At 40.8% G+C, this 20,351-nt stretch carries 17 protein-coding genes; 7 read left to right on the top strand and 10 right to left on the bottom strand.

Translation table 11 applies throughout. The features are described from left to right. Position 1: 1 nt before the first annotated feature. The 8 genes from ftsL to leuO all read right to left on the bottom strand — a co-directional run bounded on the left by ftsL (position 2) and on the right by leuO (position 9,235). On the bottom strand, positions 2–322 hold the full coding sequence (gene ftsL, locus M1F14_RS09750) for a cell division protein FtsL (RefSeq protein ID WP_048607944.1): 321 nt from the start codon (positions 320–322) through the stop codon (positions 2–4). Continuing rightward, positions 322–1,275, bottom strand: coding sequence for a 16S rRNA (cytosine(1402)-N(4))-methyltransferase RsmH (rsmH, locus tag M1F14_RS09745; protein ID WP_042845125.1), 954 nt, complete (start codon positions 1,273–1,275; stop codon positions 322–324). The genes ftsL and rsmH overlap by 1 nt, the downstream gene beginning before the upstream one ends. A gap of 2 nt (positions 1,276–1,277) precedes the next feature. Further along, a complete protein-coding gene (gene mraZ, locus M1F14_RS09740; RefSeq protein WP_042845126.1) occupies positions 1,278–1,736 on the bottom strand; it encodes a division/cell wall cluster transcriptional repressor MraZ in 459 nt (152 codons plus the stop codon). A 697-nt stretch (positions 1,737–2,433) separates the two neighbouring features. Next, positions 2,434–3,444, bottom strand: a complete 1,011-nt coding sequence (gene cra / locus M1F14_RS09735) for a catabolite repressor/activator (protein ID WP_042845417.1) — start codon at positions 3,442–3,444, stop codon at positions 2,434–2,436. An 84-nt stretch (positions 3,445–3,528) separates the two neighbouring features. Next, on the bottom strand, positions 3,529–4,020 hold the full coding sequence (gene ilvN, locus M1F14_RS09730) for an acetolactate synthase small subunit (protein WP_042845128.1): 492 nt from the start codon (positions 4,018–4,020) through the stop codon (positions 3,529–3,531). A gap of 2 nt (positions 4,021–4,022) precedes the next feature. Further along, positions 4,023–5,750: an acetolactate synthase 3 large subunit gene (gene ilvI, locus M1F14_RS09725; RefSeq protein WP_042845418.1), complete on the bottom strand. Its 1,728-nt coding sequence runs from the start codon at positions 5,748–5,750 to the stop codon at positions 4,023–4,025. A 341-nt stretch (positions 5,751–6,091) separates the two neighbouring features. Next, complete coding sequence (locus M1F14_RS09720) at positions 6,092–7,924, bottom strand: long-chain fatty acid--CoA ligase (protein ID WP_181468671.1); 1,833 nt, start codon at positions 7,922–7,924, stop codon at positions 6,092–6,094. Between the two features lie 342 nt (positions 7,925–8,266). After that, positions 8,267–9,235 (bottom strand): transcriptional regulator LeuO, encoded by a 969-nt coding sequence (gene leuO / locus M1F14_RS09715; protein WP_181468672.1) that lies wholly within the window; start codon positions 9,233–9,235, stop codon positions 8,267–8,269. A 901-nt stretch (positions 9,236–10,136) separates the two neighbouring features. Between leuO and leuA the strand changes: the two genes are divergently transcribed. From leuA to leuD, 4 genes are read left to right on the top strand one after another with little or no spacing between them, the layout of a single operon-like run. Further along, complete coding sequence (leuA, locus tag M1F14_RS09710; RefSeq protein ID WP_071548286.1) at positions 10,137–11,714, top strand: 2-isopropylmalate synthase; 1,578 nt, start codon at positions 10,137–10,139, stop codon at positions 11,712–11,714. A 2-nt stretch (positions 11,715–11,716) separates the two neighbouring features. Then, positions 11,717–12,805 (top strand): 3-isopropylmalate dehydrogenase, encoded by a 1,089-nt coding sequence (leuB, locus tag M1F14_RS09705; protein WP_048607947.1) that lies wholly within the window; start codon positions 11,717–11,719, stop codon positions 12,803–12,805. Position 12,806: 1 nt separating this feature from the next. Further along, positions 12,807–14,210 carry a 3-isopropylmalate dehydratase large subunit gene (leuC, locus tag M1F14_RS09700; protein ID WP_042845137.1) on the top strand — a complete coding sequence of 468 codons (1,404 nt, stop codon included), beginning with the start codon at positions 12,807–12,809 and terminating at the stop codon, positions 14,208–14,210. A gap of 11 nt (positions 14,211–14,221) precedes the next feature. Beyond that, positions 14,222–14,824, top strand: a complete 603-nt coding sequence (leuD, locus tag M1F14_RS09695; protein ID WP_042845138.1) for a 3-isopropylmalate dehydratase small subunit — start codon at positions 14,222–14,224, stop codon at positions 14,822–14,824. Between the two features lie 81 nt (positions 14,825–14,905). On the opposite strand, the gene sgrR is transcribed toward leuD, so the two are convergent. Next, positions 14,906–16,585, bottom strand: a complete 1,680-nt coding sequence (gene sgrR, locus M1F14_RS09690) for an HTH-type transcriptional regulator SgrR (protein WP_048607951.1) — start codon at positions 16,583–16,585, stop codon at positions 14,906–14,908. 939 nt (positions 16,586–17,524) lie between these two features. On the opposite strand from sgrR, the gene mutH reads away from it, so the two are divergent. Both mutH and M1F14_RS09680 read left to right on the top strand, forming a co-directional pair. After that, the gene (mutH, locus tag M1F14_RS09685) at positions 17,525–18,208 is read left to right on the top strand and encodes a DNA mismatch repair endonuclease MutH (RefSeq protein WP_042845420.1); all 684 of its coding nucleotides are present in this window, start codon (positions 17,525–17,527) and stop codon (positions 18,206–18,208) included. 76 nt (positions 18,209–18,284) lie between these two features. Further along, entirely contained in the window at positions 18,285–19,016 is a 732-nt protein-coding gene (locus M1F14_RS09680) for a TerC family protein (protein ID WP_042845141.1), read from the top strand. On the opposite strand, the gene M1F14_RS09675 is transcribed toward M1F14_RS09680, so the two are convergent. Further along, positions 19,013–19,261: a Pathogenicity locus gene (locus M1F14_RS09675; protein WP_042845143.1), complete on the bottom strand. Its 249-nt coding sequence runs from the start codon at positions 19,259–19,261 to the stop codon at positions 19,013–19,015. The two genes, M1F14_RS09680 and M1F14_RS09675, sit on opposite strands and share 4 nt — an antisense overlap. A 163-nt stretch (positions 19,262–19,424) precedes the next feature. Here M1F14_RS09675 and M1F14_RS09670 point away from each other — a divergent pair, with 163 nt between their 5' ends. Next, complete coding sequence (locus M1F14_RS09670; protein WP_181468673.1) at positions 19,425–20,300, top strand: alpha/beta fold hydrolase; 876 nt, start codon at positions 19,425–19,427, stop codon at positions 20,298–20,300. Positions 20,301–20,351 lie beyond the last annotated feature (51 nt).

Genomic DNA, 20,351 nt, shown 5'->3' with positions numbered 1-20,351 from the left:
TTTATTGTTTAGAAACAATAATTTTTTCTTGTGATGGTTCAACTTGTACCATCTGTAATTTATCAATAGACAAACGTTCTATCCGGCTATGGCTCGCTAATGCATTTTCCTCAAGGATCAGATTGCGCCATTCAATATCTAGCGAGTCTTTCTCTTCGTAGAGCCTGTCTTTCGCAGCAGTTAACAAACGTGTCTCATGTGCCGTGGTCACCACAAATATTGCACTAACAATAATTGCAGCTAATAAAATCAAAGGAACAACGCCATAACGGAATAAATCGCGCCCAATCACGCGTGCTAGGCTGTGCCTTTCAGGAACCATTATTGCCCCGCCTTCTCTGCAAAACGCAGCACAGAGCTACGTGCGCGTGGATTTTCGTTTATTTCCCTATCTGAAGGCTTCATTTTCCCTAAGTCGCGCAATTTCGCAGCACCGAGTTCCTTTATTTGACTCTCCGTGAGGGGTATCCCCGCAGGTACAGTAGGCCCTTTGCTATTTTTGCGAATGAATCGTTTAACTAGCCTATCTTCCAAAGAGTGGAAACTAATTACAGATAAACGCCCATTTGGAGCAAGTACATTCATCGCCCCCTCTAATGCCTGTTCAATTTCTTCCAATTCGCTATTGATATAAATACGAATCGCTTGAAAACTGCGGGTTGCTGGGTGCTTATGTCGGTCTTTCATTGGACTAACTTTGGCAATTAATTCAGCAAGGTGCCGCGTACGAGTTAATGGCTCTTCTTCTGGATTGTGATTACGTTCAACGATCGCCCTTGCGATACGCTTAGCAAAACGCTCTTCACCAAATGTTTTAAGTACCCAAGCAATGTCATCTGCCTCAGCGTTCATCAGCCATTGTTGTGCTGACTGGCCTTTCGTTGGGTCCATTCTCATGTCTAATGGCCCATCACGCATGAAGGAAAACCCCCTTTCTGGGTCATCTAATTGCGGCGAAGAAACACCTAAATCCAACAAGACCCCATCAACTTTACCCACTAAACCTTCTTCTTCTACGTAGGCTGCTATATCAGAAAACGGCCCATGTTTAATCATAAAACGAGGGTCATCAATACTTTGTGCTGCTTTTATGGCTTCTGGGTCACGGTCAATGGCTATCAATCGACCATGTTCACCCAGTTGGCTTAAAACCAGACGGGAGTGCCCACCGCGACCAAATGTGCCGTCGATGTATACCCCATTAGGCTGAATATTTAAGCCATTAACGGCTTCATCCAATAATACTGTTACGTGCTTAAATTGCTGTTGCGTCATTGTTATAGTGACAAATCCTGTAAGCGGGCTGAAAGTGGTTCATTGGTAAGGCGTTCAGCGGCAATATCGTCATCCACTTGCTGATACCAAGTTTGTTCATCCCAAAGTTCAAATTTATTAATCTGGCCAACCAACATGACCTCTTTGGTTAGCCCTGCGTGTTGACGCAATGTACTAGCTAACAAAAGACGCCCCGCATTGTCCATTTGGCATTCACTTGCATGGCCAAGCAAAAGCCTTTGTACGCGCCGTTCTGCAATGTTCATGGTCGATAACCGAGAAAGTTTTTCTTCGATGATCTCCCATTCGGGTAAGGTATAAAGCAGCAGGCATGGCTGGTGAAGGTCAATGGTACAAACCATTTGCCCTTTTGATTCCTCGTTCAGCATTCCTCGATAACGAGTAGGCACGGTTAAACGCCCTTTGCTGTCGAGATTAACCAGTGTTGCCCCACGAAACATACCCGATTAAACCCCTTTTATTTCCAAGCCACCCACTTTACCCCACAATTCACCACATATAAAGTTTACGAATGGTATGAAAACCTTGTCAAGCCAGTCAGATTGAGCTTTAGCTTTATTTACAGAACAATTCAGAAAAAATAATGGCGGGTAAAATCTTACTGGGAAAGAAAATAAGAAATAACAGATTGATATAATTGACATATTTTATAGAACACAGTCTAAATAAACTAAATTATGATAATTTGACTAAAAATCAAACAATTTGTTATAAGTCTGACCTATGTTTTATTTTTAATCCGTGCATCTCTCACCAATTTTTTGGGTTTACTTGGTCTTAAAACAACCACTAATATATAATCACAGCAAAAACACCCCTGTAAAAAAATAAAACCATTATATTTCAACCCAATAAATAACTGTTTTAATAAACAGTATTAATTAATAGAAGATTTACAAACTAATTTTTTATAAAACAGTCAGACTCGAATTCTCACTCTAATCCGCTAATTTAGCTTTCACTGTTAAATGGTTAATAAATATTTTAAGATAATTCCTAAAGTTAAATATTTACCTATTTTTGCATATAAAAAAAAGCCCCTACTGTGTAGGGGCCGTTATCTTACTCATTTTTGTGATTAACATCACTCATTATCGCATAAATAATTAACTGTTCGGCTAAAGTTAAAGCGAGTAATTATTGCTTACGACCTAAACTTCCACGACGACATAAATCACGACGAATACGGGTGACACCCGGTTCCGGTTTTTGTTTTTCATCTAGGCTGGCTAATACCAACTCTAAGATACGTTCTGCTATGTCTCTATGACGCTGAGCTAGGGAAAGCACAGGGCACCCCAGAAAATCTAACAGTTCGTTATCACCAAAGGTGGCAATGACCATGTGTTCCGGTAAACGACCGCTGCGTTTAAGCGCAATATCAAGTACCCCTTGTAGCAAGGAGAATGACGTCGTGAACAACGCATCAGGCATTTCATTACCACTATCAAGCCAGTGGGCAAAAACTTCCGCTGCTGAATCCCGTTCATAGCTATTTGCATATAAATAATCAACTTGGCGAGGGTCTTCGTTCCATGCTTTACGAAAACCTTGCTCACGCAAATAGCTGACAGATAACTCAGGTAATGCCCCTAAATACAATACCGATTCAGCTTTAAACTTACGCAATTCTGCTGAAATCATGAAAGCATCTTCTTGGTCATCCCCTACTACGCTAATAAAGTGCTCTTTTTCAAGGGCTCTATCGAGTGCAATAATAGGTAAAGAACGGTTTGCCCAGCGCTGGTAAAACGGGTGCTCTGGGGGTAATGCCGTTGAAACAATAATGGCATCAACTTGCCGTTGCAGAAGGTGTTCAACGCAGCGGATTTCGTTGTCTGGTTGGTCTTCTGAGCACGCAATGAGTAATTGGTAACCACGCTGACGTGCCTGCCTTTCAAGGTAGTTCGCTATACGGGTATAGCTGGTATTTTCCAGATCAGGGATCACTAACCCTATAGAACGGGTACGACCTGCACGTAAACCCGCCGCGACTGCATTTGGATGGTAATTGTGCTCTCTGACGACTGCCATCACTTTTTCTACAGTTTTATCGCTGACTCGATACTGCTTGGCCTTGCCGTTGATCACATAACTAGCCGTTGTGCGGGAAACACCCGCTAGACGGGCTATCTCATCCAGTTTCACGTTAACCTCTTTACAATTTTGGGAATAGCTCCGAGTCATTCGGAGCCTTAAACGCGAGTATTCTACCTTTGGAAGATAAATTTTTCATCGCATAATTTTATCACCACGTGAAACACCGACGATCCCTGAGCGCACAACTTCAACAATTTCAGCAACACCGCGTACAGATTCGATAAAAGCATCGAGTTTTTCGCTTGTTCCCGCTAGCTGAACGGTATAAAGCGTTGGAGTCACATCTACGATTTGCCCACGGAAAATATCAGCACAACGTTTCACTTCATCACGCCCATAACCGGAAGCTTGTAGCTTCACTAACATGACCTCGCGTTCAATATGTGCTGACGCTGTTAGCTCACTGACACGCAAAACATCAACCAGTTTATGCAATTGCTTTTCTATTTGCTCAAGCACCTTTGCATCACCTTTAGTTTGGATGGTCATCCGTGACAAGGTTGGGTCATCCGTTGGTGCGACGGTTAGGCTTTCAATATTATAACCACGTTGAGAAAACAGACCTATGACGCGGGACAAAGCACCTGATTCATTTTCTAATAAAACGGATAAAATACGACGCATGATCAGGTCCTCTCTGTTTTGCTCAACCACATTTCATCCATTGCCCCACCACGGATTTGCATTGGATAGACGTGCTCAGTTTCATCAATATTAATATCAACAAATACTAACCGTTGATTTTCGTTCACCTCAACGAGGGCTTGTTGCAACTTGGTTTCAAGTTCATCAGGTGAGGAGATTGAAATCCCCACATGACCATAAGCCTCTGCTAACTTAATAAAGTCAGGTAATGATTCCATATAAGATTGTGAATGGCGACCTTGGTAAATCATGTCCTGCCATTGTTTCACCATACCTAAGAAACCGTTATTTAAATTAAGTACGACAACTGGCAAACCATATTGCAGCGCGGTTGAAAGCTCTTGAATATTCATTTGGATGCTGCCATCGCCAGTCACACAAATAACCGTTGATTTAGGGTGTGCTAATTTCACCCCTAATGCAGCTGGCAAACCAAACCCCATCGTGCCTAAGCCACCTGAGTTAATCCAATGACGTGGTTTATCAAAAGGGTAATATAATGCAGCAAACATTTGATGTTGCCCTACATCAGACGTGACATAGGCTTCCCCATTCGTTAAACGATAGATCATTTCAATCGCCTGCTGGGGCTTAACTTTTGTTGAGTTAGTTTCATAACGCAAACATTGTTTAGTACGCCATTGCGCTATATCTTTCCACCAATCTTTGAGCGCTTGGCTGTCTTGTTGTGATGATGTTTGCTCTAACTGACCCAGCATTTGTTTTAGTGTTAATTTGGCATCTCCGACAATAGGAATGTCCGCATTAACCGTTTTTGAGATAGACGTTGGGTCAACATCAATTTGAATGACCGTCGCGTTTGGACAGTATTTTTCTAAATTGTTGGTTGTACGGTCATCAAAGCGCACACCAACTGCAAAAATAACATCCGAGTTATGCATAACCTTATTGGCTTCATAGGTACCATGCATACCTAGCATACCAACAGACTGCTGGTGAGTTTCAGGGAAAGCCCCTAACCCCATTAGTGTGGATACTACCGGCAATTGCAGTTTCTCAGCCAGTTCAATAATTTCTGCGGAGCAATTTGCATTGATGGCACCCCCACCAATATAAAAAACCGGTTTTTTTGCTGCGACTAGCTTAGATAGCGCTTTTTTTATTTGGCCTTTATGCCCTTGCAACGTTGGGTTATAAGAACGCAAAGAGACACTGTCTGGATAACGGTAAGCAAATTTTAAAGCCGGATTAACGGTATCTTTTGGAAAATCAATGACCACCGGACCCGGACGACCGCTAGCTGCAATATAAAAAGCTTTTTTGATTGTTTCAGGGATCTCTTGTGCATCTTTAATTAAAAAGCTGTGTTTAACTATTGGACGAGAAATCCCAACCATATCGCATTCTTGGAAAGCATCATTGCCAATTAGCGAACTAGCAACCTGCCCTGATAACACGACCATCGGAACAGAGTCCATATATGCTGTCGCTATCCCTGTGATTGCATTCGTTGCACCAGGACCCGATGTCACAAGCACCACGCCGACATCCCCTGTTGAACGAGCGTAACCATCTGCCATATGCACCGCAGCCTGTTCATGACGCACTAAAATATGTTCTACCCCACCAACAGTGTGAAGTGCGTCATAAATATCTAATACTGCACCGCCTGGATAACCAAACACGTGCTTTACTCCTTGGTCAATCAATGATTTGACGACCATTTCAGCTCCCGACAACATCTCCATGAGTTTGCCCCCAGACATTATTTGCAAGTTAAGAGGTATCAATTACCCCTTTATTTTTATCATTAAAATAGGTGAATTAGTGCTATTAACATATCGCTCCGGCTGAAACGAAGCAAACATCATTTTCAGCACCAAGTACATTAAACTTTCAGATAATCTTGAACATCAGTCGTTGGTAGGTAGATTGACTATATATGAAAAAAATAGGAGGTTGAATGACTAGTTTAGCTAAAAAAACAGTGGAATTTCCCTTCGCATTGTCAGTTGCAAAAATCACAAGGTTCATAAACAAAAAAGCCACCCAAGTAAGTTAGCTTGAGTGGCTTTAGTTTCTATATCTATTATTCTTTATACATAGTTTCAATTTCTAATTGGTAGCGCTCAGAAATAATTTTACGGCGCAACTTCAATGTGGGGGTTAATTCCCCTTGTTCCATCGTAAAAGTAGTCGGTAATAAGGTAAAACGTTTAACTTGATGAAAATGTTCTATATTCTTTTGTAAGTCTTTTAAGCGGGACTCAAACAACGCCACAATTTTTGAGTCTTTTAAGAGCTCTAAACGGTCACGATATTTCAAATTAATTGAATTAGCGTACTCTTCCAAACTGTCATAGCAAGGTACGATCAGCGCAGAAACAAATTTACGTGCATCAGCAATAACGGCTATATGTTCAATAAATTTGTCTTGCCCTAAAACGCCTTCAATCATTTGTGGAGCAATATACTTACCGTTAGACGTTTTCATTAAATCTTTCAGTCTATCTGTAATATAGAGGTTACCGTGGGCATCGATTTTCCCTGCATCCCCAGTTTTTAACCAACCATCAGATGTAAAAGTGTCTAAGGTCTCTATTGGCCGATTATAGTAGCCTTTCATGACGACAGGGCCTTTGACTTGAATTTCGTCATCTTTACCAATACGTACAGAGACTGCCGATAATGGTGTGCCAATAGACCCTAACGGGTATTTACCTTCTTCCCAGCAAGATACCGTGGCACAGGTTTCTGACATGCCGTATCCATACTTGATATCGACACCTGCTGAAAGAAAAAAGGCAATCACGTCATCATCTAGACGAGCACCTGCTGCTGGCATAAAGCGAATTCGCCCACCTAAACCAGCACGAATTTTACTCAATACTAGTTTATCTGCGAGAGGGAAAAGACCCCGGTTAAGCAATGAAGGTTGGCGACCTTTTGCTATGGCATTGACGCGGCTTTTACCTAGCGAAATTGCCCAGTTAAATAACCCCCTGCGTAACCACGGTTGTTTAGCCGCTTTACTTTGTACCGCGCTATACACTTTTTCATAGAAACGCGGTACCGCACACATGACGGTTGGTTTAACATCGGCGAGAGCTTCACGTACATTGTTGGTATCGGTTAGATAAACATTTAAAGCCCCCACGTGCATCACATAAAAGCTCCAAGCACGCTCAAACACATGGGAAAGCGGCAAGAAGCTCAAAGAAATATCATCCGCTGTTAATTTTAGCCGTTGGTCATGAAGGTACAATTGCGCCGCCATGTTGTAGTAGTCCAACATGACCCCCTTCGGCTCACCAGTGGTCCCTGATGTATAGATTATCGTAAATAAATCACTAAGATTATGCGCCGCAATACGGGCATCTAACTCAGTTTGAAATTCAGGCTTAGCTTGAGACATAAATGCCGACAAATGCATCGTTTCTACGGAGCTACTGATCAGCTCCACGCTCTCATTCATCACGACAATCATTTTTAACTGTGGACAAAGTGCTGGTAGCTGGCAAGCGACCTGATATTGAACGTCTTCCCCAACAAAAAGAATGTTGATATTTGCATCATTAACAATATAGGCTGCTTGCTCAACGCTACTGGTTGCATAAAGTGGAACGGTGACCGCCCTAATTTGCAAAGCCGCAAAGTCAACAAGCGACCAGTCCATACTGTTATGAGCAAAGAGACCAATATTACCTTGCGTTGCAACTTGTAACGCCAAAAGGCGGCGAGAAATCGCAGAAATGCGTTCACCAACCTCACTCCATGTTAACGAGCTTTGTTGCCCGCAATCCCATTGACTGAAAGCTATCCGGTTCGCTGACTCTTGTGCATTAATTCTGCTACGTAAGCGATTAACCAAGTGGTATGGATATAGATTTTCAGTAATCAAAGTTAATTTCCTATCGGCCATTATCAATATAAGTTGCTCGGTTTGCTCACAAGCACTTAGCTATCTTACAATTTCAGCTTACAACTGTTAGCTGAATATTCGAAGTGTATCGACTAAAGGGAAGCGTGGAAAGCATTTATATGTAAATTTTTTGCAAATGTTATATGCACTACAAAACTCATCATAGTTCTCACTATAATGAGTTAGTTATGCTGTTGTAGTGCCTATTCTGTTTTATAGGTAGTTTTTAGAAGGGAGATTAATCGTGCTTGTTAATACCCTTTAGCTGCATTGGCCTCACCCTGACAACTGACTGAAAACCATTACGTCTGTTCCTCTAGCTTTAGTTAACGCCCAAAATAATTATGCCGCTGCCGCCTGCTCAGTTAGCCCTGCAATCATTTGGTTGAATTGAGACTTCATCCATTGGTGGCCTTTATCCCTTGCCGTTGACTCGTGCCACGTTAAATAACAAGGGCGTGTGTTATTTTCCCACGGTAATGTTAGCGAACGTAATTTGAATTGACCTGAGTAATGTTCAACCAACCATTTTGGTGCAAATGCCACTAAATCAGTTTGAGCAACAATATTAAGCACGCTGTTTAAATCAGTTCCTTGATAACTCACGTTGTCAGATAATTCAGTATTATAATAATAAGGCTTACTGAATGAGCCAATATTATCCATAGCAACAATAGCATGACGCTCATTGTTTATTTCAATAGCAGAAATAGTATTTCCAATACGAGGGTGATGGTTTGATGCAACTAATACTAATTCATCATCAAATAAAATTTGTTGTTGATATTCGGTTTTTTCGAATTGGCTATAGCCAAGGAAAAAATCTATTTCTTGATATTTTAATTGATGAGCAATGTTGTTATCCATAAATGAATGAATAAAAATATTAATATTAGGTGATACTATTTTAAATTTCGCGACAATAATTGCAGCTAAGCGAATATCTAATGGAGAACAAATAGACAAATTAAACATTCGTTCGCTATCTTGTGGGTCAAACCCTGCGCCAGGTAATTCATTATGTACTAACTGCAACGCTTGCCTAACGGGGCCAAACAACTGTTTAGCACGAGATGTTGGTTGAATACCCCGACCATACCGAACAAACAGCTCATCATTAAACATGGATTTTAAACGAGAAACCGCATTACTTACAGCAGGTTGAGACATCCCTAAAACTTGAGCCGCTTTTGTCACGTTTTGCATCTGCATGACAACATCAAAAACCGTTAATAAGTTTAAATCAACATTACGCAAATGAATATCACCATTGTCTTTTTTGGCTGTTAAAATCGTATCAAAATCAGTCATTTTTTACTCCACTAAATATATTTATCATTTTTCATTAATGAAAAGGCTCATTCATCGAGAAAAAACCGACGAATATATAAATTCATTAAATATTATGTTTAAAACAACTTATAGATAATAAGTCATTTCGCTTTCCCTGCATTTATTAAAACGACGTTTATATTATTTTACCCATTAATTAGATTCACAGTATAAATATCATTATTAAAACGTAAATATTCACTAAAGTAATGAATGATGGTTACTTATTAAGCGAACAATCACTCTCAGTAAAAATAATAAAACAATTTGTGAAAGAAATCATAATAAATCGTGTGTGAATTCAAGAAATATTCGCATTATCAGATTATTTTTTAATTATATATTTATTAGATAATTAATTTAATTGAAAACCATCAGTGAACATGATTCATTTCCCTCTTTTAATCCATCACCCACATACAAAAACAAAGAAATAGTTAAAAAACAATAGATTACATGAATCAATCCGCACAACTATTTCACCAAAAGAATTTTACCCTTATTTCAGCCAGTAAATATAGGTAAAAACGTCATATAAATTATAAAATTTAGTCACAACCCCTAGTTTTTAGAGGTAATTCATGATTGGTAAAAATATGTGAAAAATCTAAGATTGACATTAACCATGAGATCACGTATCAATAAATACAGTTAATTAAGCAACACAAGAGAGACAGTTTAAAATGATGTTTTCTATCCGCCTACTAAGCCTACTACTACTCGCATTAAACTTGCGCGGTATGCTTATGGACGGAAAATAGCAAGACACTGTCCACAAACATTAAGAACCCGCGCAACCCGCGGGTTTTTTTATGCCTGCGGCTTTAAAAGAACATAACGATTGGTTTAATAAAATAAAATTCGAGATGAGGAACACAATATGAGCAACCAAGTTATTATTTTCGACACCACCTTACGGGACGGTGAGCAGGCATTGCAGGCAAGCTTGTCAGTCAAAGAAAAATTACAAATTGCCTTCGCCTTAGAGCGTTTAGGTGTTGATGTTATTGAAGCGGGTTTCCCTGTCTCCTCTCCAGGTGATTTCGAGTCAGTCCAAACCATCGCTCGTGAAATTAAAAATAGCCGAATCTGTGCATTAGCACGTTGTATTGAAAATGACATTGATGTTGCAGCCGAGTCATTAAAGGTTGCCGAAGCCTTTCGTATCCATATTTTCTTAGCCACCTCCAATTTGCATATGGAGAAAAAATTAAATAAATCCTTTGATGGCATAATGGATATGGCAATCAATTCCATCAAGCGCGCTAGACGCTATACCGATGACGTTGAATTCTCCTGTGAAGATGCGGGCCGTACTGACCCTGACAATTTATGTCGCATTGTAGAAACGGCTATTAATGCAGGTGCAACGACAATCAATATCCCAGATACTGTCGGTTACACAACGCCTTACCAGTTTGGCGGCATTATCACTGATTTGTATAACCGTGTGCCCAATATCGACAAAGCCGTAATTTCTGTTCATTGCCATGATGATTTAGGGATGTCCGTTGCTAACTCAATCAGTGCTGTGCAAGCCGGTGCCCGCCAAGTTGAAGGGACTATCAATGGCTTAGGCGAGCGTGCTGGCAACACAGCATTAGAAGAAGTGATTATGGCAATTAAATTGCGCGAACAAATGTTAAATGTGCATACCAATATTAATCACAAAGAAATTTACCGTACCAGCCAATTAGTTAGCCAATTATGTAATACGCCAATCCCAGCCAATAAAGCGGTTGTAGGTAGCAACGCATTTGCTCACTCATCAGGAATTCACCAAGACGGTGTCTTGAAAAACCGTGAAACCTACGAAATTATGACGCCAGAGTCTATCGGCTTAAAAGAACAACAATTGAATTTAACCTCGCGTTCAGGCCGTGCTGCCGTTAAACACCGTATGGAAGAAATGGGGTATCACGAAGGTAAAGACTTCAAATTGGATGAATTATATACTGCATTTTTGAATTTAGCCGATAAGAAAGGTCAAGTCTTTGACTATGACTTAGAAGCCTTAGCTTTCTTTACGAAACAACAAGATGAAACTGACCACTTCGTGATGGACTATTTCAGTACACAATCAGGCTCTAGCATTGTCGCAACAGCAACAGTCAAAATGCAGTGTGGCGATGAAGTGAAGTCTGAAGCGGCAACCGGCAATGGCCCCGTTGATGCCATCTACCAAGCCATCAGCAACATCACGAAATTCCCTATGAAATTAGTATCTTACCAGTTATCAGCTAAAGGCCACGGTGAAAATGCATTAGGCCAAGTGGATATCGTGGTTGAATGCCATAACCGTAAGTTCCACGGCATGGGGTTAGCGACAGATATCGTCGAATCTTCAGCGAAAGCCATGGTGCATGTGTTGAATAGCATTTGGCGTTCAGAACAAGTCGAAATAGAAAAACAAAAAATAAACCAAGAATCACAATCAAACACAAAGGAAGCTGTTTAACAATGTCTAGTTATAAAATTGCCGTATTACCGGGTGATGGCATCGGTCCTGAAGTTATGGCGCAAGCACACAAAGTTTTAGATGCCATTAGCAAACGCTTTGCTATCACTATTAATACTAAAGAGTATGACGTTGGTGGTGCGGCTATCGATAAACACGGAGAACCTTTACCACAAGCAACAGTACAAGGTTGCGAAGAAGCAGATGCGGTGTTATTTGGCTCTGTCGGTGGACCAAAATGGGAGCATTTACCACCCGATAGCCAACCTGAACGCGGTGCGTTATTACCTTTACGTAAACATTTTAAATTATTCAGCAACTTACGCCCTGCCCGTTTATATCAGGCACTGGAAGCATTCTGCCCTTTACGTGCTGATATCGCAGCCCAAGGTTTCGATATCCTTTGTGTCCGTGAATTAACAGGTGGTATTTACTTCGGTCAACCAAAGGGCCGTAAAGGTGAAGGCAGCGAAGAATATGCATTTGATACCGAGGTGTATCACCGCTATGAGATTGAGCGTATCGCACGTATTGCATTTGAATCAGCTCGTAAGCGAAATAAAAAAGTGACCTCTATTGATAAAGCTAACGTGTTACAAAGTTCAGTGTTATGGCGTGAAGTCGTTAATCAAATTGCAAAAGAATACCCAGATATTGAAATCAGCCATATGTATATCGATAACGCGGCAATGCAAATGATTAAAGCACCTTCACAATTTGATGTGGTGTTATGTTCTAACTTATTTGGCGACATTATTTCTGATGAATGCGCCATGATCACTGGTTCTATGGGTATGTTACCTTCTGCAAGTTTGAATGAATCTGGGTTTGGTTTGTATGAACCTGCTGGCGGCTCTGCCCCCGATATTGCAGGGAAAAATATCGCAAACCCAATTGCTCAGATCCTATCAGCCTCTATGCTGTTAAGATTTAGCTTAGACCAAGCTGACGCTGCAGATGCTATTGAGCGTGCAGTCAATAAAGCCTTAGAAGAAGGCTATAGAACATCAGATTTAGCTGGTACAGGTAAATCAATCAGTACCAGTGAAATGGGCGATACCATTGCTCGTTATATTGCAGAAGGGGTGTAACATGGCTAAGACTTTATATCAAAAATTATATGACGCGCACGTTATTCGGGAAGTCGAAAATGAAACCCCGTTAATTTATATCGACCGCCATCTGGTACATGAAGTGACTTCTCCTCAAGCTTTTGATGGGTTAAGAACTAAAAACCGCCCGTTACATCAGCCGAGTAAGACCTTTGCTACTATGGATCATAACGTTTCGACACAAACAAAAGATATCAATGCTTGTGGCGATATGGCTCGCATCCAAATGCAAGAATTAATGAAAAACTGCCAAGAGTTTGGTGTGACTTTATATGATTTAAATCACCCATATCAAGGTATTGTCCATGTGATGGGCCCTGAGCAAGGGATCACCCTGCCTGGAATGACAATTGTCTGCGGTGACTCCCATACGGCAACACATGGAGCATTTGGTGCGTTAGCTTTTGGGATTGGAACTTCTGAAGTTGAACACGTTATGGCAACTCAAACGCTGAAACAAGCGCGTGCCAAAACCATGAAAATTGAAGTTGTCGGTAAAGCCCCAGCAGGGATTACAGCAAAAGACATCGTATTAGCTATCATTGGGACGACGGGTAGCGCAGGTGGTACAGGCTATATTGTTGAATTTTGTGGTGAAACCATCGAAAATTTAAGCATGGAAGGCCGTATGACGGTGTGCAACATGGCTATCGAATTAGGTGCTAAAGCTGGGATCATCGCACCAGATGAAACCACCTTCAATTATATAAAAGGGCGCCAGTTTGCACCTAAAGGCCAACAATGGGATGACGCAGTCGAATATTGGAAAACGTTGAAAACAGATGATGATGCTAAATTTGATAAGGTCGTCACTATTCAAGCAAGTAGCATCGCACCACAAGTTACTTGGGGAACCAACCCAGGGCAAGTTATTGCTATCAATCAGCCTATCCCTGCACCTGAGTCATTTGCAGACCCAGTTGAACGCGCATCTGCAGAAAAAGCGTTGGCTTATATGGGGTTACAATCAGGCATTAAATTATCAGATGTAAAAATTGATAAAGTGTTTATTGGCTCATGTACCAACTCACGGATTGAAGATTTACGGGCAGCGGCTGCAATTGCTAAAGGTAAAAAAGTCGCAGACGGTGTTCAAGCGATTGTGGTTCCGGGTTCTGGTCCTGTTAAGGCACAAGCTGAACAAGAAGGTTTAGATAAAATTTTTATTGATGCCGGTTTTGAATGGCGCTTACCGGGCTGTTCAATGTGTTTAGCCATGAATAATGACCGTTTAAATCCAGGTGAACGCTGTGCATCAACCAGTAACCGTAACTTTGAAGGTCGCCAAGGTCGTGCTGGTCGTACACATTTAGTTAGCCCAGCGATGGCTGCTGCCGCAGCGATTAATGGCCATTTTGCTGACGTTCGCGACATTCAAATTTAAGGGGAAAAGCAATGGAAAAATTAATTACCCACGTAGGCATTGTTGCTCCTTTAGATGCCGCAAACGTTGATACTGATGCCATTATTCCTAAGCAATTTTTGCAGAAAGTTACTCGTACTGGTTTTGGTCAACATCTGTTTAATGACTGGCGTTTTTTAGATGAAAATGGCCAGCAACCCAACCCTGATTTTGTCTTGAACAAACCCGTGTTTAAAGGCGCAAGTATTTTACTGGCGCGTGAAAATTTCGGTTGCGGCTCTTCTCGTGAACATGCTCCATGGGCACTGACTGACTTTGGCATTCAAGTCGTTATCGCCCCAAGTTTCGCCGATATTTTTTATGGCAACTCGTTCAATAACCAATTGTTGCCAATCAAATTAAGCGAACAAGAAGTGGATGAAATGTTTAACTATGTGAACAGCCATGAAGGTTGCCAGTTCACTGTTGATTTAGAAGCGCAAACAGTCACAGCAGGCGATAAAACGTATCATTTTGAGATTGATAGTTTCCGCCGTCATTGCATGATGAATGGGTTGGACAGTATTGGGCTGACGCTGCAACACGTCGACCAAATTAAAGATTACGAGCAGAATATCCCCTCTTTTATGCAATAAACCCGTTTCTACGCCTACTTCAGTAGGCGTAGTTTCACGATATAAAGTGGAACATCCCCTCACTAACGCCGTAAAGCCTCATCATTCAAGACGAGGAACATCTTCAGAAGGCTTAAACCAAGCAGATTTAAAATCAAACCAGCCAAAGGTATTCATGCGAACGCCACGCATTGTGCGTTGACCTTGTAATTCAAGCCAATGATGAAAAATAGGATGGAAAATTTGTGAGTCAATTAAACTTTCACACCAAGATTCAACGTCTAATTGGTGAGTTCTCCATAAACAAAGTTCATTTTCCAGTGTATTTCCAAGACATTGGCGTAATAGCGGCATTTCATATAGGGTAGCAAAAATTGAAAACTCCAGTGGCTTAAAAAAGTTTGCCGTGGCTAACCAAATATCGCTTGGCGCATCCCCATTAAACCAATCATCATAATCAATAATATTGATGTTAAGCTCAACACCTTGTGTTTGTAGCACCCTTTTCATTATTTGGCTTATCGCATAAAACTCATGGTGATGATGATAAAAGGTGACTGTCAGTTCAGTTAGGTCAGCAGGTTTAGGAAATAAAGTCAGCATTTTGCTATGGTGCCAATGTAATAACAAACCATAAGCAGGCGCCCAGTGACGCTGGTAAAACGGCTCGCAATGAGCAAGTAAGTTTACTGGCGTTAAAAAGCTGCATAGCCACTTGCGGACATCTTCACGTTGAGCAATTTCTGAACGCTGATCCATCAGCAAGAAATAGCACCCCTCCTCCATGCGACTTTCCAATGAATCATTGTGATGTGTATCGCCATCCATTTTTAATGTGGTACACACCATTTGCTCTGATAGCTCAGGAACCACCCATATAGTCACTTCATCAAGTAGCGCTCGATAGCCAAAATAGCGGTCAAAAGCCGAAATAGTCAGTTTTTGTGGCAAGTTTTTTTCAACTTGGTAAGGGCCTGTACCGATAGGGCAACGACTAAAATTTTCTATACTTTCCCATTCTTTAGGTAGAATAGCGGCATGATGGCTACCTAATAACCAAGGCAACTGTTTATCGGGCTTGCTGAGGGTGATATCAATGACATAAGGCTGGGGAGACGACACAGATTGAATATGAGAAAAAAGCGGCCAGCAGCTTTTTAAGCGTAATAGTGACGAAATGATATCATCTACCACCATTTCTCTTCCATGGTGAAAGTAAATTGCGGGGCGTAGATAAAAGCGCCATCGAGTATCACTAATGCTCTGCCAGTGATGTGCTAAGCCATCTTCGACTTCCCCTTTTTCCTCATTTATATGGGTTAACCCATTAAAAATTTGGCTCATTAAGTGAATTTCTGAGCGACGCATTGGTGCACCAGGTAAAAGCGCCGGAAAATCACGATAATAGATAATGCGTAGTAAGTTTTTACCTTGCCGATAACTGCGCTCTAATTCAGATAGTACCATTTGACGAATAGTTTCTTTATCACCGACAAGAGCCACCAGCTTTTCTATACTTTCCTCTTTTAGTAATTGCTCAGCCTGCGCCTGCTGTAACTCTAAGCCATTTACATGGAAGATTAACGTAGAGCGTTTACCTCGGCCTGATTCTGCTCGCCAACTAAGCCAACCATTAGATTGCATATTATTAAGTAGTGTACGAACGTGACGTCTAGAGCAAAACAAGGTATCTGCAATATTTTGCAGAGTAGTTTCACTATCTTGCCCCTGAAAGTGTTGCCAAAGGCGGATGAATTGGTTTTGTAAGCGTGAATTAGACATAAAAGAGGAACTCCGGCAAAAAATGCATCAATTTTAATTTTCTAAAACCAAGCGATAATAGTTAGCAGTAAGTAGCTCGTTTGGTTTGCATATTGCTGACCAACTCCCCCATTTAGAGTAATGGTGTTTTATCACCAAGCCGGTTCGCCGGCTTTTTTTTGCCCTGTTTTTTCAGGCTTCACTCACTCTTCCAACCAGATACTTGTGTTCGCCCCCAAGCTACCTTCCCTCGTCGTCTCGCTATGGCGCAAACTATTTAGAGGTTAGCTATTTGCGTATTATTTATTATCGATATAGTCACAATTCTACACTTCACTTAAATAATTATACCGTAAGAAACTCACTGGCAAGTAGTCTTTAAAAAGTAAATCATTCATAGTTATAAACAGCCAAAGCCAATAATATGGATGTTATTCACTTTTTCTGTGGATATCTATGTTAACAACCCTATGGTAATCAGGGTATATCCCCAGCGCCTTTTTTTATCAAAAAAAAACAGAAACTAATAAACATTGGTAAATCAATCAAATAAAATCAAAAACACCACTTTATCCACTGGTTAATTTTTTAACTAAATCGCTTAGGAGTCTAACTGAACAAAGATCAAACAACGAGGTATTTATCCACAACATATGCGCTTAACTCACTCGTTTTTTGTGATAAACTTCAAAAAAAACGTTTCGTCAAGCCTGTAAATGCACACAGTGCTCCCTATTTTTAACAGTTATCCAGAAATCCTGTGGATAACCTAGTGCATGATCCTGTGATTATCTTGGGAGGAACTTTAATAACCTCTAAAATCGTTTTTAATATACGTAAATAACTAATGATATTATCATATATTTCATATAGTTAAAATTTATAGCTATAAAGTGTTATACTCACCTCATTCAGCAATTTATTTTTGTTCGTTTTTTACACACTAATACCCAAATCATGATGCCATTTATACCACCGCAACCACCTGAAAACGAAGCAACCCTTATGAATAGGGCTCAAGCACTCGCGGGCTATACACTGGGTCAGCTCGCTCAAATAGCCAATATCCCAATCCCCCCTAATCTTAAACGAGACAAAGGTTGGGTTGGGATGTTATTGGAGTATTTTTTAGGTGCCAGCGCAGGTAGCAAAGCAGAACAAGATTTCGCTCATATTGGTATTGAATTAAAAACCATCCCAATTGACCGCCACGGCGTTCCATTAGAAACCACCTTCGTTTCTGTAGCACCATTAACGGGCAACAGTGGTTTAACATGGGAAAATAGCCATGTACGCCGTAAGCTATCGCGAATTTTATGGTTCCCAATCGAGGGAGAAAGACAAATCCCTCTTGCCCAACGGCGCGTCGCTAACCCCTTAATTTGGAGCCCTTCTCCTTTTGAAGAACAATTGCTACGGCAAGATTGGGAGGAGTTAATGGACCTCATCGTGTTAGGTAAAGTAGAAACCATTACGGCACGGCATGGCCAAGTACTACAAATTCGCCCCAAAGCAGCAAATAATAAAGCACTAACTGAAGCGATTGGTGAATTTGGTCAACCAATCATGACATTACCACGTGGTTTTTACCTTAAGAAAGATTTCACTGCGCCTTTATTAGCGCGGCATTTTAATCTTGCTTAACAACCCCCATCGCCTGTACCAAAGCAGACGATAAACAATTATCACTGTTTATTTATTTGATTTAGAAGGTACAAAGATGTTTGAGTGGATATTGGACCCTAATGCGTGGATGGCACTGGCTACACTAACAATATTAGAAATTGTATTAGGCATAGATAATATTATTTTCCTCAGTATTGTCGTCAGCAAGCTCCCTGCCCACCAACAAAATAGTGCAAGGCGCACTGGGCTGATAGCAGCAATGGTAATGCGTCTTGCGTTACTTGCCTCAATAGCTTGGTTATCACGACTCACCACACCACTTTTTAGCATTGCTGAGCATATGGTATCTGCCCGCGATTTAATCTTGTGTGCAGGAGGCATTTTTCTCATTTGGAAAGCTAGCCAAGAGATTTTCGACACTATTGAAGGGGAAGATGAAAATAGTTTTGCCAGTAAGCGCATTAGCTCATTTTGGGGGGCTATCGTACAAATTGCTTTGTTAGATATTATTTTTAGTCTAGATTCTGTGATCACGGCCGTTGGGCTGTCAGATCACTTATTCATCATGATGGCGGCGGTAATTATTGCAGTATTAATTATGATGGTTGCCGCCAAACCTATTGGGGAGTTTGTTGACCGGTATCCGTCAGTGAAAATTTTAGCCTTATCCTTTTTAATATTAGTCGGTTTTACGCTGATACTCGAAAGCGTCCAAGTCCATGTATCAAAAGGCTATATTTACTTTGCTATGTTCTTTTCAATGGCAGTACAGGTACTTAATATTTTACGCAGTAAAAAATGGAAAACAAAACATCCCCCCCATTAACTTGATGTTCCAAGCGCTTGCTTTGCTGCCAAGATAGCCCCCTCAACGGCTTTCTTGGCCTGAGGGCTATTTTTCCAACAACTTGAGCCTGTTAATGCGGCTCCTGAAATTAAAATTTCATCATAAGAAGCTTCACTTAATTGAGCTAATGAGCTAAACCCCATTTGCTCTAAGCGGCTTATCACCATGGGACCAACCCCTTTAACAGCCAATAAAATTTGCTTTTCTGACTCGGAAAATGCCATATCACCCTCTTTATACTAATTACCCAATAATTATTTAAGCTAATATTTTGCAATTTACCTCTTTAATACTTTAAAATCGCAATTATAACAATGCCAGTTTGAATAATTATTAACTGACCTATCTTATCACCCAGCCCAAACTTGCTTTATCTTAGGAATTCATATGTATAACGTTCCAGTGACCAATCTACATCAACATACGATGACGTTAGCCGATGGTCGTCAATTGTGTTGGTTTGAATCAGGCCCCAAAACAGGTTTCCCCGTGATTTTTTGTACTGGAGCAGGTATGAGTGGCACATTGGGCTTTGGGTTAGATTTACTGCAACAATTAAATATTCGCTTAATTGTTCCTGAACGCGCAGGGCTTGGGGGCTCCACCTTCCAAACAAAAAAATCATTAAAAAGTTTTGCTATGGATATCCAAGCGCTTTTAAATGAGCAATCTATTGATACCTTTTCTGTAATTGGCTTTTCCCAAGGTGCGGTCTTTGCGATGGCCATTGCCTATTATTGCCAGCCAAATTCACTGTCTATTGTTTCTGGGCAAGACCAATTTGAATACCCAGATACTCGCGCAAAATTAACGGCCGATGTTGTGAATATGCAGGAACAAGCGCTTAATACGCCTGATAATTTATCCGATTGGCTACTTAAGAATGTAACAGGAGAGTGGCTATTAGCTTTTATCCTCAATTGCAGTGCAGAAATAGACCAACAACTGTACAATGAAGAACAATTTCTTGCAGCCTATACAAGTTGTATTCAGCGCGCTTTTACTCAAGGTAACCAAGGATATGTACAAGACTTATTAATCACCTTGCAAGAATGGGGCTTTACCCCTGAAAATATTCAATGTCCTACCTCCTTATGGTACGGCGAGTTGGATATGAGCACAGTACATTCCCCTGATTTTGGTGAAGTGTTGGCCAGCCGTTTTTTAAACTGCAACCGCTACTTATATCCTCAAGAAGGCGGTTCATTGCTTTGGACACAAGCAGACGCTATTTTAACTAATATTAAGAAGCAAGCCGCTTAATGAAAAAAGCCGCGCTGAATAAATCAACGCGGCTATCAGTTCAATTTTGAT

Origin of the sequence: Providencia sp. PROV003, assembly GCF_045040775.1 — a bacterium.
GTDB lineage: Bacteria > Pseudomonadota > Gammaproteobacteria > Enterobacterales > Enterobacteriaceae > Providencia > Providencia huashanensis.
Note: the sequence above shows the minus strand (reverse complement) of the source record. Positions and strands in the feature narration are given on the sequence as shown.